The following is a 23,362-nucleotide window of genomic DNA, read 5'->3' as shown; positions in this document are numbered from 1 at the left end:
CCAGGTGGGGGTATTGCGGGCGGCCGCGCGACTCCGGAGATGAACGCGACGCGTCGCAGGTGAACGTCTTCCGAAGCCCGAGCTAATAGGTCGATTGACCAGTAGTTTTCCGGCGGGTGCTGTCCGGTACGCCCGGTATTGGTCCGGTCGATGACCTTGCGATTGTTGGGTAGAGTGCCGTTAACCCGAGGGTATCGGTCAGTTGATATCCCGGCGCACCGTGGGTGGGACGCAAAGGGGAAAATCTGAAATGGCAACCGTGGCATGGATATTGCGCTGGCGCCGAGCGATTGTGCACGGTCATCATTGCCACGGGATTGCCGAATGTTCGCGCATCCGGGAGTTCGGCGCATGAGCCGGGATCCGGGCACGGTGGCGGAGCTGCTGAAGGCGCGACAGCAGGACGTACTCGACAGATATCGCCGCGAACTCGAACTCATCGGCAGCGCACTGGTCGCGGACCCCGAGGTCTGGGACGAATGCGTCATACAGGCGTGCCGGATCATCGGCGAATGCGCCGAGACCCTGGATGAGGACGGGCAGCCGACCGGCGTGCAGGTTCCACTCCAGGCGATCGTGGATATGGCCGAACGCCGTGGCGGCCGGGGGATTCGGCCGGACTCCTCGGTGCGCGCGGCCATGATCCTGTTCGAACTGGTGCTGGCCGAGGCGACGGATGTGGTGAAATCCGGGCGGGTCGAGGCACGGCATCGGATCGCGGATCTGGCCACACAGCTGAGCCGCAGTCTGTTCACCCGGCTGGAGGCGGGCGCGAAGGGGTACGACGCCTTCCTGCTCGATCAGATCCGCATAGTCAACGATGCCGACCGGCGCATGCTCGCCCGCGAGATCCATGATCGCCTCGGCAACACGCTCAGCCTGGCCATGCATCAGCTCGAGATCATCGCGGCGGGAGAACCCAAGGGCCGCAAAGGCATTGAGTCCGCCGCCGATGTGCTCTCGGACGCGATCTCCGAATTGGCCGCGATCACATCGGGATTGCGCACCGTCGAGGGCGGCACGTCGCTGCGAGATGCGCTGACGGCCTTCGTGCAATCGCTGTGCCGGACGGTCCCGGTCGTGGACATTCGGGTCAACGGTTCGCAGTCCTGGGTGTCCGCCGAAGCGCTGGACGAGGTCTTCCTGGTACTGCGCGAGGCACTGCGCAACGCCTTCGCGCATGCGCAGGCGACCAAGGTATCCGTCGAGGTCGATCTGGCACCGCACGAGGTCTGGGCGCGCGTGGTGGACAACGGAATCGGCTTCGATCCCACTCGGCCGCGCCGCGCTAACGGGCTCACCTCGATGCGCGAACGCGCCGAAGCGCTTTCGGGTTCGGTGACCTTCGGCTCCTGCCCCGGAACCGGTACCCGCATCGCGTTATGGATTCCGCTGACGATCGACGAGGCGCGCTGACCGCGATGATATCGGTGCTGGTGATCGACGATCACAACATGCTGCGCGGCGCCCTCTGCGAAATCCTGGACCAGGCAAGCGATATCACCGTGATCGGTGAGGCGGCCGACGGCCGCGCCGGTGTGGAGCGGGCCGAGTTGCTGCAACCGGATGTGGTGATCCTCGATGTCGAGATCCCGGGGGATGACGTCGTGCAGACATTGCGAAAGTTGCAGCAGGCCAGTCCCGCATCGCGGGTGCTGATCGTGAGCATGCATCAGGATATGAGCCTGATCCGGGAACTGGTCGAGCACGGCATCGCCGGCTATCTGCACAAGAGCGCCCGGCTCGAGACGCTGCTGTCGGCGATCCGCACCGCCGACGGTGACGGCGAGGTCATCGTCTACGTGTCCTGGCAGGAGGATCGCCGGGCGCGGGCCGACAGCCGGTCGGAATCGCCCGATCAGGCGCTCACCGCGCGCGAGGTGGAGATCGTGGAACTGGTGGCGAGCGCGATGAGCAATCGGCAGATCGCCAATGCCCTCGGCATTACCGAGGGCACGGTGAAGCGGCACCTGCGCAATATCTTTCGCAAGCTCGGCGCGGTCTCGCGTCTGGACACCGTCAAACGCGCGACCGCGGCCAAGCTCATCGGTCCGTATTCGCCGGAGTGATCACACCGGCAGAACGCTCAGCACCGCACCGAAATTGGCGGCCATCTGAGTGATCATGAACGCTCGGTAGGGCCGCCTGCTCACCGGTCGCGGATCGCGATAGCGAGTGGTGAGCGTGTAGCCGATGACCAGCGCGGCACCGAAAATCACCGCAGCGCAGGGGTATTCGAGTACGGGCAGGTGGTACGCGCCGATCGCGAGTCCACCGGCGACCGCGGCCGCGGCCACGGAAATCCAGGTGCGCAAACGCATTTCACCGACCAGCAGGGTCAGTACGCGCCGATGCGCGGCCCGGTCACCCGCGACATCGGAGAAGTCCTTGACCACGGCTCCGACCAGCCCCATCCACAGCGACATCGCCACGGCGAAGACGATCAGATCGGCGGTGCGCGGTGCCCCGGTGGCGACGGCTCCGGCCAGATAGGTGCAGAGCCCACCGAGGGTGACGATCAGACTCGACCCGGCCCAGGTGCGGCTGAGCCGGAACGGGGGCATCGAATACGCGTAACCCAATGCCAGGAACGCGATCACCAGCACGGTCATGGTGAGGCCGACGAATACCGCGAATCCGAGCGCGGCCGCCGCGATGACCCAGGCGGCGGTGGTGGCATCGCGCGGATCCAGCTCACCGCGTCCCACCGGCCGCCCCACCCCGTTGATCCGGTCGTTCACGCTGTCGGCGATGCCGTTGAGCAAATAGACGTGGACGGTCGCCAGGAACCAGGCGAGCAGCGCGCACAGGTAATCGGTCCAGGCAGCATGCGGAATGCCGGAAAACTGCGATGCGGTCAAACTCGATGCCGCGATGAAACGTAGTGCGAACATCAATTGAACAGCCGGTCGCGCTTCGATGAAACAGAGAAATAGAATTCGTACTGGTTTAACAATCGGGAGGGCTGCGGTTCTCATGGAATATTCCGACGTTCGACTGTTGATCGCCATGCTCGCAGTCTTACAGATCGCACGCGAAATGGTCCACCCACCAGCCGTTTTCTATAACTCGTTTCATTTTAAATGCGGCCGTGTACCACTTTAGATACACGTCCGTGTGCTCCCTTTGTGACCTTCAGTGCGGCGGCCGATCCTGTTTAGATGAGACGGAATCGTGATCAACCGTGAAGGGGTAGGCATGGCAAAGGTGGCAGTGATCGGCGCCGGAATAGCAGGCATATCGGCTGCTTATCACCTGCGCGGGCATGCCGAGGTGACGGTATTCGAAAAAGAAGCCGTTGCCGGCGGACACGCGAATTCCGTCGAAGTTACCGATGCGGGCCGGACGCTCGGCCTGGATACGGCCTTCATTGTCTACAACGAGCCGCACTACCAGAAAATCACGCAGTTCTTCGCCGATCTCGGCGTGGCCTGCCAGGCGCATCCGGGCCGGTTCAGCTTCCACAACGCCGACACCCGGGTCTGCTACGTCTCCGATGATTTCGAACTGGACGAGGCCGCGATCCGGGCCAAATATCCGGCCGATTTCGTCCAGCTGTGGGCCGAGGCCGAGCGCTTCTACACCGAATCGCCGGGGCACTTCATCCGCAAGCAGGCCGAGATGTCACTCGGCGACTATCTGACCGCGAACGGTTACAGCGACACCTTCCGCTACGGATTCATCGTGCTGGTCGCCACCGCCGCGTGGTCCGTGCCCGCCGACCGCATCTGGGATATGCCCGCCGCGACGGTGATCGCGTTCTTCCTCGGACACGGTCGCGAAGGCCTCGGCGGCCGAACCGCGCCGTGGCGCACGGTAACCGGAGGCAGCATCAATTACGTGCGGGCCGCGCTCGAGCGGTTGCGCGCGGCCGGACAGGACATCAGGCTCGGCACCGCGGTCGAGCGGGTCGCCGAGGACGCGAGCGGGGTCACGGTGACGACCGCCGAGGGCACCCAGCACTTCGACGAGGCGATCATCGCCCTGCACGCCGATGACGCGCTGAATGTGCTCGCCGCTCCGACCGAACCCCAGCGTGCGCTCGAGGCGATCCAGTACAACACCACGCGCGCCGCGCTGCACACCGATGCCGCCTGTATGCCGCTGGATCGGGAGAAATGGCGGAGCTGGAATTACGCGCGCTCGGGCGGTAACGACGATATGAGCACGTGGGTCGTCTACTACCTGAATTCGCTGCACGACTTCACCAGCGAGACCGATTACTTCCTCACCCTGGACTATCCGTTCGTTATCGATCCCGAACGAATTATCCGGGAATTCGACTACCGGCATCCGGTGTTCACCACCGCGGCCCGGGCGCTGCAATCCACCATTCACACCATCAATGCGGGCGATTCGCGGGTGAAGTTCGCCGGATCGTATTTCCACTCGCGGAAGATGGGCATCGATATCGTCGGCAGCCACGAGTCCGGTTTCGATTCCGGCACGGCCGCGGCCGACGCGGTGCTGCGCAGTCTCTCCATCGATAGTGCACTCTGACCATTTCGAACAGCTGCTGGAGTTTTCATCATGACCGAAAAGGTTGACGTCCCCGCCCTCACCGTCGAACAGGTCCAGGACTGGCTGGCCGAGAAGATCGCCTTCAAATTGCAGGCCGAGCCCTCGGAAATCTCCTTCGACGACTTCTTCGATTCCTTCGGACTCGATTCCACCGAAGCCCTGGTACTGGGCAACGAACTGGAATCCTGGCTCGGTTTCGAGCTGGAGACCACGGCCCTGTGGTACCACCCGACCATCGCTGAGCTGGCCCGCTACATCGTCACCGAGAAGGACCGCCTCGCGGCGGCCTGACCGGTCGAACATCGCCGAGGATATGCAATGGACAATCGGATGAAGCTGAGCGATACCCCGATCGCGATCGTGGGACTGGGCGCGCTGTTCCCGCGTTCGGCCGACCTGTCGGAATTCTGGACCAATGTGGTCGAGGCCGCCGACTGCATCGAGGATGTGCCCGAATCGCACTGGAAGATCGAGGACCACTACGACCCCGATCCCAGCGCCCCGGACAAGACCTATGCCAAGCGCGGCGGATTCATTCCGACGGTCGACTTCAATCCGCTGGAGTTCGGTCTGCCGCCGAACCAGCTCGAGGTCACCGATGTACTGCAATTGCTGAGCCTGGTGGTGGCCAAGCAGACCCTCGCGGACGCGGGCGCACCGGATTCGACGTGGTACGACTCGAGCCGCACCGGCGTCATTCTCGGTATCACCGGCGCGAATTCGCTGACCCAGCCGCTGGCGACCCGTTTGCAGACCCCGGTGCTCAAAGAGGTCGTGCGCAGCTGCGGTCTGAGTGATCAGGACGCGGAGGAGATCGCGGCCAAGTTCGTCAAGGCGTTCGCGCCCTGGGAGGAGAACTCCTTCCCGGGCATGCTCGGCAATGTCGTGTCCGGGCGCATCGCGAATCGCTTCGATCTGGGCGGCACCAACTGCACGGTCGACGCCGCCTGCGCGAGCTCGCTGGCCGCGGTGCACATGGCGGTGGCCGAATTGGTCTCGGGCCGTGCCGATCTGATGATCAGCGGCGGCTGCGACGCCGAGAACACCATCCTGATGTACCTGTGCTTCAGCAAGACCCCCGCGCTGTCCAAGTCCGGGGTGATCCGGCCGTTCGACGAGAACTCCGACGGCACCATGATCGGTGAGGGCATGGGCATGCTGGCGCTCAAGCGCCTGGCCGACGCCGAGCGCGATGGCGATCGCATCTACTCGGTGCTGCGCGGTATCGGCAGTTCCAGTGATGGGCGCTTCAAGAGCATCTACGCCCCGCGCAAGGAAGGTCAGATCGTCGCGCTGCAGCGGGCGTACGACGACGCCGGTTTCGGTCCGGAGCAGATCGGCCTGCTCGAATGCCACGGCACCGGCACCGCGGTCGGCGATGTCACCGAATTGTCCGCGCTGCGTGCGGTTTTCGCCGAGGCGAGCGAGGACAAGCAGTTCTGCGCGGTGGGCAGCGTCAAATCCCAGATCGGCCACACCAAGGCGGCGGCCGGAGCGGCCGGGCTGATCAAGCTGTCGATGGCACTGCACCAGAAGGTGTTGCCGCCGACCATCAATGTCGAAAAGCCCAAGGAATCGGTCGATTTCCCGAATTCGCCGTTCTGGGTGAATACGACCACGCGGCCCTGGGTGCTGGAGCCCGCGCGTGAGCGGCGGCGGGCGGCGAGCTCGTCGTTCGGCTTCGGCGGCACCAATTTCCACTGTGTGCTGGAGGAATACGATCCCTCCGGCGCGGATGCGCGTGCACTGCACCGGGATTACCAGGTGCACCTGTGGCAGGGCGCGGATGTGGACGCACTGCTGGCCGAGGTCGCCGCGAAGCCGTCCGGCGCATCGCTCGAGGGCGCATTAGAAGCCGACCAGCCGCGCCTGGCAGTGGTCGCCCGCGACGTTGCTGAATTGAATACCCTGCGGGACAAGGCAATTGAGCGGCTGCGCGCAGAACCGACGATCGAATCGTTCGAACTGCCCGGCGGGGCGTGGTACCGGCGTCGCGCCGAGGTGCCCGGTAAGGTCGCCGCGCTGTTCGCCGGACAGGGCAGCCAGTACGTCGGCATGGGCGGCCGAGCCGCACTCGCGGTACCGCCCGTCCGTGCCGCACTGGACGCGGCCAGCCGCATCTCCGATCCGAGTGAACCGTTGAGCCGGGTGCTCTTCCCGCCCCAGTCCTTCGACGCGGACACCGCGTCCGCAGGCGAGGAAGCGTTGCGCCGCACCGATTTCGCGCAGCCGTCGATCGGTGCGCTGTCGGCGGGGCAGTACCGCTACCTGACCGAGCTCGGCTTCGCGGCCGAGGGCGCGATGGGTCACAGCTTCGGTGAACTCACCGCGCTGTGGGCCGCCGGAGCCGTTGATGAGGACGGTTTCCACCGTTTGGCCCGAGCACGTGGCCGGGCGATGGCGCAACTGCCCGAGGGCGAATCGGATCGCGGCACCATGGCCGCATTGCGGTGCGCCCCGGAGCAACTCACCGACCTGCTGGCAGCGCATCCCGATGTCGTGGTGTGCAATCTCAACGCCCCCGAGCAGACGGTGGTGGGCGGCGGCACCGACGCCGTGCGCGCCTTCGCCGAAGCTGCCAACCAGCTCGGGCTCGGCGCGAACCTGCTGCCGGTGTCCGCCGCATTCCATACCCCCTATGTGGCGCACGGGATTCCGGCGTTCCGGGACGCGGTCGCACAGGCGTCCTTCACCCGGCCGCTCATCCCGGTGTTCGCCAATACCGCGAACGCCGAGTACACCGCGGACCTCGAAGCCAATCGGTCGGTGCTGGTCGAACAGCTCTCGCAGCCGGTGGCTTTCGCCCCGCGAGTGCTCGAGATGTACGAGGCCGGGTACCGGGTGTTCGTCGAATTCGGTCCCAAGTCGGTGCTTTCCGGTCTCGTGCGCAAGATCCTGGCCGATCGGGACGACGTAGTCGTGCTGGCCGCCGACGCGGGCCCCGGAACCGACGGTGACCGTTCGCTCAAACAGCTGGCCGCGCGGCTCGCGGTCCTCGGACTGCCCCTGGCCGGATTCAACCGCTACAGCGCACCAGCCCCCGAAGTAGTCGAGACCAAAGGAATGAGGATTCCCTTGAACGGCATCAACTATGTGTCCGAGGAGCGCCGCGAGGCCTATCGCGACGCGCTCGAGAACGGGTACCAGGTCCCCGCACCCGCCGCCCCGGTCGCCGGAAACGGCAACGGGAATGGCAATGGCAACGGAAATGGCAACGGCCACACCGTGACCGCTCCGGCTCCGGCTCCTGCCGCGCACCCGACCGGACATGACAGCATGGCGGGCGACCACCTGGCCCTGCACCGCGAATACCTGAGCAGCCAGCTGCGGGTCGCCGAAAGGCTCAGCGGCATCCTGGAATACGACGCCCTGCAGGGCACGCTGAGTGACCGCACGGTGGCCGGACTGGCCTCGGTCAGCGATCAGAGCGTCGCGATCGGTCAGGCCCACGGCCAGGCCAGCGAGGTTCTGCTGGGCTTCGCCTACCTCGAAGCCGGACTCGGTGGCGCGGCTCCCGCCGTGCGCCGCCCGGTCGAGCGCGTTTCGCGTCCCGAGCTGGAGGTCGGCCACTCCTCCTACGCCCCGGCGATTTCCGCTCCGGTCCAGGCCCCGGCTCCCCAGCCCGCGGCATACGCCCAGCCGGTAGCCGTCGCCCAGCCGGTTGCGGCCCCCGCTGCTCCGGTCGCCCCCGCTCCGGTCGCTGCCCCGGTTGCTGCTCCGGCTCCGGTTGCCGCGCCTGTCGCTCCGGCTCCGGTCGCTGCGCCCGTGGCTCAGGCCCCTGCCACTACCGCTCCGGTCGGTGACGTCACCGAGACCGTCCGCCAGGCCCTGCTCGAGGTCGTGGCCGAGAAGACCGGCTACCCCACCGACATGCTCGACATGGACATGGACGTCGAGGCCGACCTCGGCATCGACTCCATCAAGCGAGTCGAGATCATGGGCGCGCTCGGCGAGCGCTTCCCCGACAGCCCGCAGGCCGGACCCGAGCAGATGGGTGAATTGCGCACCCTGGGCGGCATCGTGGACTTCATCAGCGGCGCGCTCGCCGGTGCGAACGGTGCGGAGGCGAACCACCCAAAAGCTGATGGCGCGTCCCGCATCGCCCGGATGCAGGCGCGCCTTACCGAAATCCCCTCCGTCTTCACCCTGGTCGGCGCGTACGCCGAAGCGCCGGTGGCTTTGGTCGCCGGCGCCGGGAGCACGCTGGCCGACTCTCTCACCGACGCCTTGACGGCGGCGGGCTGGACCGTGCAGCGCGGCACGGAACTGCCGGTGGGCCGGGTGGATCTGGTGCTGTTCCTGGCTCCGGATGCCCCGGCCGACTGGACGGAAGCCATTGCGACCCTCGAGTCCGCGCTGCTGCTGGCGGGCTCGGCTCAGCGTGCGCTCGAAGAGCGGGCCGAGACGAGCCGTGCGGGCTTCGTCACCGTCAGTCGCATCGACGGGCTACTGGGTCTCTCGGGTTCCGCCGATGCCGCCGGACTGCTCGGTGGCCTGCCGGGCCTGGTGAAAACCCTTGCGATCGAGGCACCTTCGCTGTTCTGCCGGGCGATCGACGTGAGCCCCGCGCTCACCGTTGAGCAGGCGGCAGCACAGTTGGTCGCCGAGATCAGCGATGCGGACACCGCTACGGCCGAGGTCGGCATCGCGGCGGATCTGATCCGTCGCACGCTGGCCGCCACGGTCGAGGACGGGACCGATCCGCTGCTGCCGCAGGGCGATTCGGTGCCCGATCCGACCACCGCCGACCTGCTCGCCGTCACCGGCGGCGGGCGCGGTGTCACCGCGGCATGCGCCATCGGCCTGGCCCGCCGCTACCGCTGTGGCCTGCTGCTGCTGGGCCGCAGCGAGCTCGCCGACGAACCCGCTTGGGCCGCAGGGGTTCCCGACAGTGCCCTCAAGGGCGCGATCGTCGCCGAACTGCGGTCGGCGGGCACCAAACCCACTCCGCGTGAGGTGGAACGGATCTATCGCGGCATGGTCGCCGGTCGAGAGATCCGGGAAACCCTGGCGGCGATCCGGGCCGCGGGAGCCACGGCCGAGTACGTGGCCGTGGATGTCACCGACACCGCCGCCACCGCAACAGCACTCGCACCGTACCGGGCTCGGATCACCGGCCTCGTGCACGGCGCGGGCGTACTCGCCGACAAGGCGATTGTCGATCAGCGCGCCGCCGATGTCGGCCCGGTGCTGGCGACGAAGCTGGCCGGATTGCGCTCGGTGCTCGACGCGCTCGGCGAAGAGCGGCTCACCCATGTGGTGCTGTTCTCCTCCATCGCCGGATTCTTCGGCAATCGCGGCCAATCCAGTTATGCCAGTGCGAATGAGGCTCTGAACCGGGTCGCCACCGCATTGCGCCGCCGACTCCCGCGAGCCCGGGTCACCTCGGTGAACTGGGGCGCGTGGGCGGGCGGCATGGTGACCCCGGAACTGGAGCGCATGTTCGCCGAGCGCGGGGTCACTCTCATCCCGCTCCCGGTCGGTGTCGATTTCTTCACCGAGCAGTTCAGCGCCGCCCGCGCACACGATGTGGTGAGTGTGGTCGGTCCGAATCAGCCGCTCTCGGTCAAACCCTCGCGTGAGATCGGCTCCGGCACAGCGATTCTGCGGGTGCCGCTGACCGGTCTGGCAGACGATGAGGTGCTGTCCGACCATGCCATCGGCGGCATCGCGGTACTGCCGGCCACGGCGGCGGTCGGGGCGATCCTGGGAGCGGTGCAACGGCTGCGCGGCGGTGTGTTCTCCCGGCTGACCGATTTCTCAGTGCTGAAAGGTCTGGTGTTCGACGAGAATTCGCCGCAGCACCTGGATCTGGCGGTGACCGGGGACAAGGTGCTGGTGACGGATTCGTCGGGACGCCCGCGCTTCCGCGCACTGGTACCGGCGCAGATCTCCACCGCCGCACCCGCTCTCATGCTGCCCGACCTGGCAGGCGTCGAGCCGACCACCGCCTACACCTCGGGAGTGCTCTTCCACGGCCCGTCGCTGGCCCGGGTCACCGGCACCCTGACGGCCTCGGACGGACGACTGGTCGCGGTGTGCCAACCGGTCGAAGCATCGCTCGCCGCAGGAGCTTTCGCGGCGGGGGAGTACGCACCGGAATCGGCCGACCTGCTGTTGCAGGCGGCACTGATACAGGTGCACGCGGCCACCGGACTCAACAGCCTGCCGACGGCGATCGGTGCGGTCGAGATCTACGACGCACTGCCTCGAACCGGTGAGTTCCTGGTGGTGGTGGATCCCCTACAGGTGAATGGCTCGGTAGCGAAGGGTGCGGTCACGGCCTGCACGCCCGACGGGCGGGTACTGCTGCGCTTCGATGCGGTGCAACTGGTCGCCGACGCGGCGCTGGGCGCGAAATTCCTGACAGATCAATCGGATCGGACAGCGTGACTTAGCATGTCGGACACATACAGCGGCACACCGATCGCCATTGTCGGCATCGGCTGTCTGCTCCCGGGCGCCAATACGCCCCAGCAGTTCTGGGACAACCTGCTCACCGGCGCGGACCTGCGCCGGCCGGGCGGTGCCGAGACCTTCGGCACCGACCCCGCCACACCCGGCGGCTGGGGTGACGAGACGCACGGAATCACCTCCGTACGAGGCGGTTTCGTCACCGAGCCGGTCATGGACCACGCGGGACTGCGCATCGACGCGCAGCTCGTCGAGGACCTGGGAGCGGTGGTCCGGTGGCCGCTGTACGCGATCCGGCAGGCGTTGACCGACGCCGGGATCGCCGAGGACGACCCGGTGCTCGATCGCACCGGGCTCGTCCTGGGCAACTACTCCTTCCCCACCGAGGAATCGGTCCGACTGTGCCTGCCCTTCTTCGAGGAGGGCGTCAGCCGTGGTTTGCGACAGGCCGGACTGTCGTTGCCGGACAATGGATCCGGGCCGTGGCAGCCGCACGAACAGGTGCGGTCGCTGTGGCCGTCGGGTCTGCCCACCACGGTCGTCGGCGATGCGCTCGGATTGCACGGGCCGCGGCTCGCACTGGACGCGGCGTGCTCCTCTGCGCTGTACAGCATGAGCCTGGGCCGCGACTACCTCGCCACCGGTGCCGCGGATGTGGTGCTCGCCGGTGCGGTGTGCGCCCCCGATCCGACGCTGATTCACCTGTCGTTCAGTGACTTACACGCCTATCCGGGCAATGGGGTGAGCCAGCCTTTCGACGCGGCTTCCACCGGCATCGTCACCGGCCAGGGCGCGGGTGTGTTCGTGCTCAAGCGGCTGGCCGACGCCGTGCGCGACGGCAACCGCATTCACGCGGTGGTCGAGTCCATCGGCCTCGGCAACGACGGTGCGGGCGCACATCCCTTGGTGCCCAACATCTCCGGGCAGCTGGCCGCATACCGGCAGGCGTACGACGACCGGGTCGACCCGCGCACGGTCGACTACATCGAATGCCATGCCACCGGTACTCCGGTGGGTGATCCGATCGAGTTGCGGGGGCTCACCGAATTCTTCGGCGCGGCGGGCATTCCGCTGCTGGGTTCGGTGAAAGGCAATGTGGGCCATCTGCTCACGGTCGCGGGCTTCACGAGTGTGCTCAAGGCGATCATGGCCATGCGGCACGGTGTCATCCCCGCGACGCCGACGCAGACCGAGCCGATTCGGCCCGCGGGCGCGGAGTCCGCTGCCGATCGCCTCGTCACCGAGAACCGGACCTGGCCCGACAATGGCGATCGTCCGCGCCGGGCAGGGGTGTCCGCATTCGGATTCGGCGGCACCAACGCACACCTGGTGCTGACCGACACCGTGCGTCCCGGGCCGGAATCGGCCGATGTGAACACCACGCCCACCTCGTCCGGCGCGAATCTCGCACCCGGCTCGGCCGCGAGCGACGCGCTGGGATCGACTGTCGCGCACCCGGTTCGGATGGCGATCACCGGCCTCGGCGTGCGCGTCGGGGAAGTCGCCGGTCTCGCGGCGCTGCGCCGCACACGGCGTGCGGGTCGACCGGCGTTGACTACGCGCCCCGAAACCCGCTGGTACGGCTCGGAAGCGCTCGGGATCGAGGAGCTGGAACAGGACTCGGCGGCGGGCTACGCCGACAGTGTCGAGGTCGATGTGCGCGGTTATCGGATGCCGCCCGCCGAACTGCGACAGGCCAATCCGCAGCATCTGCTGCTGTTCGAGGCCGCGGATGAAGCCCTCGCGGAGGCCGGATTGACCGCCGCCCCGAACCGGCCGGATCGGCGCATCGGTGTTGTCGTGGCCATGGAAATGGAACCGCGTTCGCACGCACACCGCGCCCGCTTCGATATCGGCGCGCACGTGCGGGCCGAGTGCGCCCGCACCGCAATGGATCTCACTGCCGACGAGCTTGATCGGCTCGAGGCCGCCGTGCGCGCCGGACTGCACGATCCCATCGGCGCGAACGAGGTATTGAGCTACATCGGCAATGTGATGGCCGCGCGCATCGCCTCCGCGCACAATTTCACCGGTCCGGCTTTCACTGTGTCGGCCGACGCGACCGGCGGCGCTCGCGCCCTTGAGGTCGCCGGACTGCTGCTGCTGGATCCCACCGTGGAAGCGGTGCTGGTCGGTGGCGTCGAACTGGCCGCGGGCTATGAGAACACCCTGGTCCGAACAACTCTCGCCGACGGTGTGCGCCCGATCCTGGGCGACGGCGCGGCGGCGGTCGTGCTGACCCGCGCCACCGACGACTCCGCACTCACCCTCGACGCGGTGGCCACCACCGTCAACGGCGTCGAATCGATTGCGCGCCAAATCCGCTCGACACTGGCCCACCACGGCCTGACACCCGAAGACATCGGATACCTTGAACTCGCCAGCGGCCTGGACTCCGCGAGCCTGACCGACCTGACCCGCCTGTACGGCGACCGCGGTGCGGATGCCCCCGGCTGTGCGTTGGCCGGGCACCTACCACTGGTCGGCGACACCCAGCAGGCGAGCGTGCTGGTCGGCGTGGTCGCCGCCGCACTGAGCCTGCGCCACCGCGAACTACCCCCTGCCACACCGGAGCTGCGCGAGATCGCCGGTACCGCCGCCGAATTCACCGACTCCGCACTGCGCCTGCTCGACGCCGCGGTCCCGTGGCTGGGATGCGGCGTCGACGACCGCCTCGTCGCCGCCGTGCACGCGGTCGACGGCCCGCGCACCGCACACATCGTGCTATCCGCCGCTCCCGCACGCCCCCCGGTCGAGACGATCGACTGGCCGGGCGCGACTGCCCCGGTGCTGATCCCGCTCTCCGCCGACAGCGGACCGGACTTGGCTGCCGCCGCGCTGGATTGCCTCGCGGCGCTCGACGCCGGAGTCCCGGTGATCGACCTGGCCCGCGACCGGATCACGGCCGCGCGCCCGCAGCTCGATGACGCCGCGCGCTCGGGGCTCGAGACCGCCGCGCTCTCGGAGCGTCCTGACGCCGCGCGCCCGGGCCGCTATACGGCCGTCATTGTCGCGACTGACTCGGAGGGAGCGCGTCGCGAGCTCAATGCGGCAATAAAGCATCTTCCGGAAACCATTGCTGCGGAGCGTGATTGGACGACACCCTCGGGTAGCTATTGCACCGCGCGCCCGGTCGGTGCGCAGGGCCGGATCGCCTTCGTCTATCCGGGCGCGTTCACCGCCTACCCCGGAGCGGGCCGCGACCTGTTCACCGCATTCCCCGGCCTGCTCTCGGAGTTCGAACGCGACGCCCGAGCACCGTGGTCGGAGTACAAGCATGCGGCCGTGTTCCCCAGCGGTACACTGGGATTCGACCGCACCGCCCTCATGCGGCACGAGGGCGAGCTGATCGAGTCGATCCCGACCATGCTCGCCATCGGCACCAATGCCGCGGTGCTCTCGACTCGAATGCTGCGTGACGCCCTGGGCATTCGCCCGGACGGCGGTTTCGGCTACAGCCTGGGGGAGAGCAGCATGCTCTTCGCCATGGACGTGTGGGACGCCGCCGTCCGCGATGACGCCGCGCTGAATCGCTCGCCGCTGTTCATCGATCAGCTGCGCGGCCCCAAGCGACTCATCAGGTCGCTGTGGCAGCTGCCCGACGAGACACCGGACCGCGAAGTCTGGACCACCCAGGTCCTGCTCGCGGATGCCGAGCAGGTGCGCGCGGCCCTGGCCACGCTGGACCGGGTCTACCTGACCCACGTCAACACCCCTCGGGAAGTGGTGGTCGCCGGTTTCCCCGAACAGGTTCGCGAGCTCATCGCAACACTGGGATGCAAGGCCGCCAAGGCTCCGGCGAATCACGTCATGCACTGCGCCGCAGTAGAATCCGAGCGAGCCGAATTCGCCGCGCTCAACGACCACCCACTCGGTGCCCCTGCCACCGGCCTGGAGCTGCTCTCCAGCTTCGACTACGCCACCGTGGATATGTCCGACCGCACCGTCATCTCGGACCGCATCGCTGAAACCCTCTGCACCACGGTGGATTTCGCCAAGCTCACCGAGAACGCGTACGACCGCGGTTTCCGGGTGTTCATCGAAGTCGGTCCCGGGGCCACCTGCACCCGCTGGATCGGTGAAACCCTCGGCGCGCGCGAGCATGTCGCGGTCGCGGTGGACCGCCGGGGCATGTCCGTCGGTCAATCGGTATCCGCGGCCCTGGCCCGGTTGGTCAGCCACGGTGTCGACGTCCGCCTGGACCGCCTGTTCCCCGCCGCGCCCGCCGCACCGGCGCGCCCGGCCTTCCGCGCCACGGTCACCTGCGGAGGGGAATCCCTCGTCGAGCGGGTGCGCGAGCGCGCCCACCCCATCCTCGCCGAATCGAATGCGCGTCGCGCCGCTCAGGAAGTCGAGGCGCAGTTGCTCATGCCGATCACCATCGAACCCGATGCCATCATCATCGAGGGGGAACCCTTCGTGTACCTGCCGCAACGTCGTCCCGCCGTGGCTGCCACCCCGTCCCGATTCATCCCCGCGCCCGCCGCCGCGTTGGCCGCGACATCCCAGCCCCCGGCCTCCACCGCGCACCAGTTCACTCCGGGTGCGGCGGCGGTGTCCCAGTTCGCCTCCGGGGCCGCCGCCTCACCCGCTGCCGCGTACGCCCCCGGTGTCAATGCGCCGCAGCCTGCTTCGCCCTACGTGGTCGCGGCGCGCACCCGCGTCCTGCAACCGATGCGCCACAGCGTCACCTACGCTCACGAGTCGTTCCTGCGCGTGCAGGGCGCACTCGCGCACGCCAGTCTCGACGCCCTCGAAGCGAGCCGCGGATCGGTGCCACCTTCCGATACGCTCCCGGCCGCACCGTCACAGCCCGCCCGCCCGGTGATCTGGGATGAGGCGCAACTGCTCGAATTCGCCTCGGGCCGAGTCGAGAACGTCTTCGGCCCCGACTTCGCGGTCTATGACACCTACCCGGTCCGCGTCCGATTGCCTGAGCCGCCGTACCACTTCGTCACCCGTGTCACCGAAATCGACGGCACCCCAGGCGTTTACGAGCCGTCCTCGATCACCACCGAATACGACGTCCCGGTCGGTGCCTGGTACACCGTGGACGGCCTGGTGCCCTGCGCGGTCACCATCGAAGCCGGACAGTGCGATCTACTGCTGATCAGCTACCTGGGCATCGACTTCCGCAATCAGGGCCAGCGCGTCTACCGGCTGCTGGACAGCGAACTGGTCTTCCACGGCGGCCTGCCGCGCGAGGGCCAGACCCTGCGCTACGAGATCAATATCGCGCGCTTCGTCTGGAACGGCGACAGCCTGCTGTTCTTCTTCAACTACCGCTGCTACGCCGACGGCGTGCTCATCCTCGAACTGCTCAACGCCTGCGCCGGCTTCTTCTCCCCGCTGGAGCTGGAGAACTCGCTCGGCGTGGTGAGCAATATCGCGGACCGCCGACGCCGCGAGGCCATGACCCGCACCTGGTTCAAACCGCTGGCCCGCACCGATCGCACTGCCCTGACCGGCACGGACCTGGAACTGCTCGCCCAGGGCCGCCCCGCCGAGGTATTCGGCCCCGCCTGGGACCAGACCGCCGACGGCTGCAATCGTTCACTGCGCCTGCCGGATTCGATGCTGCGCATGATCGACGAGATCACCGAGATCGATCGCCTCGGCGGTCCGTGCGCACTCGGCGAGATCAGCGCCGTGAAATATCTCGACCCCGAGGGCTGGTACTTCAAGTGCCACTTCCCCGGTGACCCGGTGCTCGCCGGTTCACTCGTCGCCGAAGGCGGCGTGCAGCTGCTCCAGGTGTACGCGATGTACCTGGGCATGCACCTGGTGCTGCCCGATGCCGAATTCCAGTCCATCCCGGGACTGAAGACCCAGGTGAAGGTGCGCGGCCAGATCACCCCCGGACAGCGCCAGATCCGCTACCACGTCGAGATCACCAAGCTGACCATGCTGCCGCGCCCGGCCGTGATCGCCGATATCACCGTGTACGACGGCGACAAGGCGATGATCAGCATGCAGAACTTCGGTGTGCAGGTTCGCGAGAAGCCCGGCACCCCGTACCGGCCCGAAACCGGCGGCATCCCAGCGTTTCTCGGCCGCCGCAACGCCCACGGCGAACCCGCGTTCATCAACGAGCTGCACCTGGCGCACGCCGCCAAGGGCGATCTGGCCACCGCCATGGGCCCGGAATTCGAAATCTACGCCGACCGCAAGGCCCCCTATATCCCCAACGGGGACTTCAGGTTCGTGGACCGCATCATGCGATTCAGCGGCGTGCGTGGGCAATTGAGGTCCGGTTCCACCATGGAGACCGAATACGACTGCCCGCCCGAAGCCTGGTACTTCCACGAGAACGCTTTCCCGGGCATGCCCAACTGCGTCTACATGGAATCCTCGCTTCAAGCCGCGATTCTGCTCGGCTACTACCAGGGTGCGAGCCTGGCGACCCCGGACCAGGAACTCAATATCCGCAACCTGGACGGCACCGCCAGCCTCGTCAAGCAGATCGACTTGCGCGGCAAGACAATTCGCCAGCACACGCGCATGACCTTCAGCCAGATCATGCCCGGCACCTCGCTCCAGAAGTTCGCGTACGAACTGTTCGCCGACGGTGAGCTGTTCTACCGCGGTGAGTCCATGTTCGGCTTCCACACCGCCGACGCCCTGTCCAACCAGGTCGGCCTGGACGGCGGCAAATACGTCGGACCGTGGCTGGACGAGCAGGAAGAGCTGCCCGCCAACGCGATTCGCACGCTCGCCGTACGCGGCCGGGACGACTGGTTCACCCGGTCGGGCCTGCGCTTGGCCGATGGCCACCTGCGCATGGTCGACACCGTCGACATCGTCTCCGGCGGCGGCAAGTTTGACCGGGGCTACCTGCGCGGACACCGCGAAATCGACCATGACGACTGGTATTTCGAATGCCACTTCTACCGCGACCCGGTCATGCCCGGCTCGCTGGGCGTCGAAGCGCTGATCCAGGCCCTGCAGGTCTACGCCATCGAACAGGGCATCGGAACCGAACTCGACGATCCGGTCTTCGCCATGCCGCTCGGTGTCCCCATGACCTGGAAGTACCGCGGCCAGATCTTGCGCACCGAGGGCCCGATGACCTTCGACCTGCACATCAAGGAAATTCGCCGCGAGGACGACCGCACGCTGGTCATCGCCGATGCCAATGTCTGGAAACCGGGCATGCGCATCTACGAGATCACCGATATCGCCGTCGAGGTGCACAACCGCCGAGAGGACGAACGATGAGTATCACCGTCGGAACCGAACACGCCGTCGAACCCGCAGTCCACACCACCGTCCAGGGCTGCTACGACACCCTCGTCGACCTCGACGCTCCGATCTACGTCGTGCACACCGCGGACGGTAACGGCATCGGACTGAGCACCCACCGCCCCCTCGATGACGCGACCGTGATCGCCGCCGTCGGGCCACTGTCCCCGGATCGCCTGGGCTCCGCGGCTTTTCGCGCGCACCACGGCGTGAAGTACGCCTACATGGGCGGTGCGATGGCCGGTGGTATCGCCTCGGCCGACTACGTGATCGCCCTCGCACGGGCCGGATATCTCGGTTCGTTCGGCGCGGCGGGCATGCTGCCCGCCCACGTGGAGGCCGCGCTGCAACGCTTCGCCGCCGAGATTCCCGGACTTCCCTACGCCGCCAACCTGATTCACAGCCCCAGTGAAGCCGAACTGGAGCGCGCGGCGGTGGAGCTGTTCCTGCGCTACGGCGTGCGCTGCGTGGAGGCGTCGGCGTTCATGGATGTGACGCCCAATATCGTGCGCTACCGCGTGGCCGGGCTCGCCCGCTCGGCGGACGGCGGTCTGATCATCGGAAATCGGGTGATCGCCAAGGTTTCTCGTGCCGAGGTGGCCGAGAAGTTCATGCGGCCCGCACCCGAGGCCATGGTGGCCGAACTGGTCGCGGCCGGACTGGTCACCGCCGAGCAGGCGGAGCTGGCCCGGCTGGTACCGCTCGCAGATGACATCACCGCCGAGGCCGACTCCGGCGGTCACACCGACCGCCGCCCGCTCACCACACTGTTCCCGTCGCTGGTGCGCCGCCGTGATCAGCTGCGCCACGAGCTGAACCTGCCGGTGCGCGTGCGGGTCGGAGCGGCGGGCGGTATCGGCACCCCGATCGCCGCGGCAGCCGCGTTCGCCATGGGCGCGGACTACATCGTCACCGGCTCGGTGAACCAATCCTGCTTGGAGGCGGGCACTTCCAGTGAAGTGCGTCATCTGCTCGCCCAGGCCGGGGTCGCCGATGTGGAGATGGCTCCCGCCGCGGACATGTTCGAACTCGGTGTGGAGCTTCAGGTGCTCAAGAAGGGCACCATGTTCGCGATGCGCGCCAAGCGCCTGTACGAACTGTATTGCGCCTACCCGGGTTTGGACGCGGTCCCGGCCGAGGAACTGGCCAAGCTGGAGCGCCAGATCCTGCGCCGCACCGTCGATGAGGTCTGGCAGGACGTGGTGGAGTACTTCACCCGCCGCGATCCCGATCAGCTCACCCGCGCCGCCGGTGACCCGAAACGCAAGATGGCCTTGATCTTCCGCTGGTATCTCGGCATGGCCTCGCGCTGGGCCGTGGTCGGCGACGGTGATCGTGGTCTCGATTACCAGATCTGGTGCGGGCCCGCGATGGGCAGCTTCAACGAGTGGGTGCGCGGGTCCTACCTGGCCGCCGCGGAGAACCGCCGCGTGGTCGATGTCGCCCGAAACCTGTTGCACGGGGCCGCCTTCACTACGCGCGTGCAGCAGCTGGCGCTCGCGGGTGTGCGGCTGCCGCTCGATTGCGGCGACTACCGTCCGGCCCCGGCCGAACAGATCGGTGACGAACTGTGACCGCCGTCGTCGAAACCACCGCCGTTGAAACCGTTGCCGCCGAACTGTATTCGGCGGCGGCGGAACTCGACGCCACACTCGGGGATACCGACGACCCGCACAACGCGTGCGGATTCGCCGCGATGATCACCCGGGCCGAATCGGGCCGATTCCCCGACGCGCTGTCCGACGCGGTCGGCCCGCTGCTGCGGCTGGCATACGTGCCCGAATCCGCGGGCGGTGAACTGGTGCGCTACGACGAGACCTACGCACTGGTGCGCGTGGCGGCCCGGCGCGATCTCACCCTCATGCCCGCCACCATGATCGATATCACCGCGGCCACGTGCGTACTGCTCGCTGGTTCGGAGGCGCAACGCCGCTGGGTCGTGGACCTGCTGCGTCGTGGCCGCTCCATCGGCTTCGCGTTCTCCGAACCCGAGCACGGCAGCGATCTACTGGCCAATACCTGCGCGCTGACCCGATCCGGCGACCACTGGCGGCTCGACGGGGTCAAATGGCTGGTCGGCTTCGGCCGCGAGGTCGAGGCGGCCCTGGTGATCGCGCACACCGGCGGCCGGGGTCCGGCCGCGTTCAGCGCGGTCATCCTCGCCGACCCGCTCGACGTGCCCTCTCGCACCACCGAACCCGGTGCCTCGATCCGATTCCAGCGGGTCGCCGGCATGCGCGGCGCGCGCTACGCCGAATTCCACTTCGACGATATTCCCGTCGAGGCCGACGCACTGGTGGGACCGCTCGGTCGCGGTATGGAAACCGCCATGAAGGCCATGCAGATCGTGCGCGCCACCAGCACCGCCGCCAATCTTGCCGGTGCGGACAGCGCGCTGCGGCTGACCCTGGACTTCGCACGCGGGCATATGGTCGCCAATCGCCCGGTCGACAATCACGCACCGAACCGCCGCGAACTCGGCACCGCGGCAGCGGCATTGATCGCCGCCGATGCGGCCGCGCTCGGGTGCGTGCGGGCGATGCACACCTTCCCGGAGGTGCAGAGCCTGTGGTCGGGCACCCTGAAGACGGTGCTGACCGGACTCTCGGAAGAGGTGTTCACCCGCTGCGCCGATGTGCTGGGCACCCGCAGTGTGCTGCGCGAAGGCGCGGCGGGCGCATTCGATGTACTGCGCGCTGACAATGCCGCGGTGCGGTTCTTCGACACCAGCCCGATGGCGAATCTGCGCCTGGTGTCGATGCAGCTGAACTGCTTCGCCGATCCCCGGCCCGCGCCGGATGATCGCGAATTGCTCGCCGCCACCTTCGATTTGGGGCGCGAGCTGCCGCCGTTCGATCTGGGACGGTTCACGCTGTCCGCGCGCCGCGATGTGGTGATCGGTGCGCTTTCCGGCGTGCTCGCCGAGATGCGGGCGGTGCTCGAACCCACGGCGCTGGATCGCGGCATCCTCGAAGGCGATGCGACCCAGCTGCTCGAGGAACTCGAGTTGCTCGAACTCGAGGTGCGCTCGGCCGTGGCCGATATCCGCCGTCTCGGCGAACTGCCGCCCGTGCAACGCGGTGTCGCACAGCTGGATCTGGCCCGCCGCATCAGCTATCTGACCGCCGCCGCGTCCTGCGTACACCTGTGGTGGTTCAACCGGGACCGCTCGCTGTACCGCTGCCCGCCCGGTGCGGTCGGCTGGCTGACCGCCGCCGTGGCCCTGCTGCTCGACCGGTCCAGCGAGCGCACCGCACGACTGCCGATTCCCTTGGCGGGCACCGCGTTCGCGGTCGTCTCGCGCCTCAGCCAGGAACGGCGGCTGTTCTCCGCCGTGCCGATCCCCTTGGCCGGACCGCACGCCGATCCGGTGCGGGAGAAAGGACACCCGCTCTCATGACCGCCCAGCACAACCTCACGATCGCCGAACAGCTCGAACGCGACCTCGGTGACCCGCACGACCCCGCGAGCCTGCTGTCCTTCCAGCGGATCCTGCGCTACGACGAGCTCGAGGAATTCCCGCACGAACTCGTGGGTGAACTCCAGCGGCGCGCGGTGCACGAATACTGCCTGCCCGCCGAATGGGGCGGGCGCGCAGGCGATGTCGAGACCGGATTCCTGCTGCTGCGCCTGGTGGCCCGGCGCGACCCCACCACCGCCAGCGCGCTCATGCTCACCGATCTGGCCTTCATGCCTACCTGGATCGGTGGCAGCGACGAACAGCGCCTGCGGTTCGTATCGATGATCAACAATGGCGCGAAGATGGCCTGGGGCCTGTCCGAACGGCACCACGGCAGTGATGTGCTCGCCAATGACACGCACGCGGAGAAGGTCGACGGCGGCTACCTGCTCACCGGCGAGAAGTGGCTCATCGGTATGGCCACCCTCGCCGATGTGGTCACCGTGCACGCCCGCACCGGTGCGCGCGGCGGTCCCGGCGACTGGTCGGTGTTCGCGATCGAAAAGCGTTTGTGCTCAGCGGGTTCGGTGCGGGAGGTGCCGGGTGAGCGTCTGCACGGGCTGCGTGCGCTGGATCTGAGCGGTATCCGCCTGGACGAGGTCTTCGTCCCCGAAAGCCACCGCATCGGCACCGAAGGCCAAGGGCTGGAACTGGTTCTGAAGAGCGCCCAGGTCGCGCGCACCACCATCAGCGGTATCGCGCTCGGTGCGGCCGATACCGCGCTGCGGGTGACATGCGATTTCATCGTCACCCGCGAGATCTTCGGCAAGACCGTCGACCAGATCCCGTACACCCGCCGCCAGATCGCCGAGAGCTTCGCCGATCTGCTGCTGGCCGAGGCGGTCGCCACGGGCGGTGTGCGCGGACTGCAAGCGTGCCCCGAACAGGCCGGTGTGCTCTCGGCGATCGTCAAGTACTTCGTGCCGACCTCGCTCGAGCGCACCCTCGCGCAGCTGTCGCTGGTGCTGGGCGCGCGGCTGTACCTGCGTGAACATCCGCACTACGGCATCTTCCAGAAGATGTTGCGCGACATCCTGGTATCGGTGTTCGCCGATGGCAATACCGTGGTGAACCTCAAGAGCGTCGGCGCGCAGCTGGAGACGATTCTCTCGCGCGGGCAGACCGCGACTCCGGAGCAGCGCGAGGCCGCCGCGGCCAAGGTCGCGCTGATGTACGACATCGACGCGAAGCTGGAGACCTGGGTTCCTGCGCGACAGCAGTTGTTCTGCCGCGACGGCGATATCGCGCTGGTGGCGCTGCCCGCGGCCATCGAGCGACTGCGCGAGCTTGCCTTGACCCGCGACGGCGAGCAGCGCGGCTGGCTGGAACGTTCGGCCGACCTCGCCGAACGGCTACTGGGCCAGGCGGATCGGCTCGCGGCCGAGCAGCGTGACGCCCAGCAGCGCCTGGGCCGCGACTACGGTTCCTCGGCCGAGCTGTATCGCCTCGCCGAACAGTACTGTGCCCTGCACGCCGGTGCGGCGATCATCCACCTGACGGTCAATTCCGCTGCGGCGCTGTCGGATCCGTTCCCGGACGGCGCGGTGCTGCTGCTGTGCCTGGAACGGGTGTGGCGCATCTTCCACCCCACCGAGACCAGCACCGGCGTCGCCGAGATCGATCGCGTCGCCGAGGTGCTCCTACTTCTGCATCGAGACCGGAAGCTGTTCTCGCACTGGCAGATCCAGCTACAGGCATCCGGCGACGCCGGAACCACGGAATGAA

The 23,362-nt window shown here is 67.6% G+C and carries 10 protein-coding genes; 9 read left to right on the top strand and 1 reads right to left on the bottom strand.

What is annotated here, in order from left to right; translation table 11 throughout:
• Positions 1-351 precede the first annotated feature (351 nt).
• The gene (locus ACFC0O_RS19625; RefSeq protein ID WP_375959719.1) at positions 352-1,416 is read left to right on the top strand and encodes a sensor histidine kinase; all 1,065 of its coding nucleotides are present in this window, start codon (positions 352-354) and stop codon (positions 1,414-1,416) included.
• Positions 1,383-2,069, top strand: coding sequence for a response regulator (locus ACFC0O_RS19620; RefSeq protein WP_375959717.1), 687 nt, complete (start codon positions 1,383-1,385; stop codon positions 2,067-2,069). Before ACFC0O_RS19625 ends, ACFC0O_RS19620 begins: the two co-directional genes overlap by 34 nt.
• Here the strand turns inward: ACFC0O_RS19620 and ACFC0O_RS19615 are convergent, their stop codons facing one another.
• Entirely contained in the window at positions 2,070-2,894 is an 825-nt protein-coding gene (locus tag ACFC0O_RS19615; RefSeq protein WP_375959715.1) for a UbiA family prenyltransferase, read from the bottom strand. It abuts the gene before it with no gap.
• A 304-nt stretch (positions 2,895-3,198) separates the two neighbouring features.
• Here ACFC0O_RS19615 and ACFC0O_RS19610 point away from each other — a divergent pair, with 304 nt between their 5' ends.
• From ACFC0O_RS19610 to ACFC0O_RS19580, 7 genes are read left to right on the top strand one after another with little or no spacing between them, the layout of a single operon-like run.
• On the top strand, positions 3,199-4,500 hold the full coding sequence (locus ACFC0O_RS19610) for an NAD(P)/FAD-dependent oxidoreductase (protein ID WP_375959713.1): 1,302 nt from the start codon (positions 3,199-3,201) through the stop codon (positions 4,498-4,500).
• 30 nt (positions 4,501-4,530) lie between these two features.
• Positions 4,531-4,812 (top strand): acyl carrier protein, encoded by a 282-nt coding sequence (locus ACFC0O_RS19605; protein WP_375959711.1) that lies wholly within the window; start codon positions 4,531-4,533, stop codon positions 4,810-4,812.
• Positions 4,813-4,839: 27 nt separating this feature from the next.
• Entirely contained in the window at positions 4,840-10,914 is a 6,075-nt protein-coding gene (locus ACFC0O_RS19600) for an SDR family NAD(P)-dependent oxidoreductase (RefSeq protein ID WP_375959709.1), read from the top strand.
• Between the two features lie 6 nt (positions 10,915-10,920).
• Positions 10,921-18,153: a beta-ketoacyl synthase N-terminal-like domain-containing protein gene (locus ACFC0O_RS19595; protein ID WP_375959707.1), complete on the top strand. Its 7,233-nt coding sequence runs from the start codon at positions 10,921-10,923 to the stop codon at positions 18,151-18,153.
• Complete coding sequence (locus ACFC0O_RS19590) at positions 18,150-19,751, top strand: PfaD family polyunsaturated fatty acid/polyketide biosynthesis protein (RefSeq protein ID WP_375959705.1); 1,602 nt, start codon at positions 18,150-18,152, stop codon at positions 19,749-19,751. The genes ACFC0O_RS19595 and ACFC0O_RS19590 overlap by 4 nt, the downstream gene beginning before the upstream one ends.
• A complete protein-coding gene (locus ACFC0O_RS19585) occupies positions 19,748-21,577 on the top strand; it encodes an acyl-CoA dehydrogenase family protein (protein ID WP_375959703.1) in 1,830 nt (609 codons plus the stop codon). Before ACFC0O_RS19590 ends, ACFC0O_RS19585 begins: the two co-directional genes overlap by 4 nt.
• On the top strand, positions 21,574-23,361 hold the full coding sequence (locus tag ACFC0O_RS19580; RefSeq protein WP_375959701.1) for an acyl-CoA dehydrogenase family protein: 1,788 nt from the start codon (positions 21,574-21,576) through the stop codon (positions 23,359-23,361). Before ACFC0O_RS19585 ends, ACFC0O_RS19580 begins: the two co-directional genes overlap by 4 nt.
• Position 23,362 lies beyond the last annotated feature (1 nt).

The organism is Nocardia sp. NPDC056100 (assembly GCF_042266325.1).
Taxonomy (GTDB): domain Bacteria; phylum Actinomycetota; class Actinomycetes; order Mycobacteriales; family Mycobacteriaceae; genus Nocardia.
The sequence above is the reverse complement of the archived record's forward strand: the minus strand, read 5'-3'. Positions and strand labels throughout refer to the sequence as shown.

Coding starts and splice junctions, on each gene's coding strand:
- ACFC0O_RS19590 (WP_375959705.1), top strand. CDS start 18,150: ATGAGTATCACCGTCGGAACCGAACACGCCGTCGAACCCGCAGTCCAC.
- ACFC0O_RS19620 (WP_375959717.1), top strand. CDS start 1,383: ATGGATTCCGCTGACGATCGACGAGGCGCGCTGACCGCGATGATATCG.
- ACFC0O_RS19605 (WP_375959711.1), top strand. CDS start 4,531: ATGACCGAAAAGGTTGACGTCCCCGCCCTCACCGTCGAACAGGTCCAG.
- ACFC0O_RS19600 (WP_375959709.1), top strand. CDS start 4,840: ATGGACAATCGGATGAAGCTGAGCGATACCCCGATCGCGATCGTGGGA.
- ACFC0O_RS19615 (WP_375959715.1), bottom strand. CDS start 2,894: ATGTTCGCACTACGTTTCATCGCGGCATCGAGTTTGACCGCATCGCAG.
- ACFC0O_RS19610 (WP_375959713.1), top strand. CDS start 3,199: ATGGCAAAGGTGGCAGTGATCGGCGCCGGAATAGCAGGCATATCGGCT.
- ACFC0O_RS19580 (WP_375959701.1), top strand. CDS start 21,574: ATGACCGCCCAGCACAACCTCACGATCGCCGAACAGCTCGAACGCGAC.
- ACFC0O_RS19595 (WP_375959707.1), top strand. CDS start 10,921: ATGTCGGACACATACAGCGGCACACCGATCGCCATTGTCGGCATCGGC.
- ACFC0O_RS19625 (WP_375959719.1), top strand. CDS start 352: ATGAGCCGGGATCCGGGCACGGTGGCGGAGCTGCTGAAGGCGCGACAG.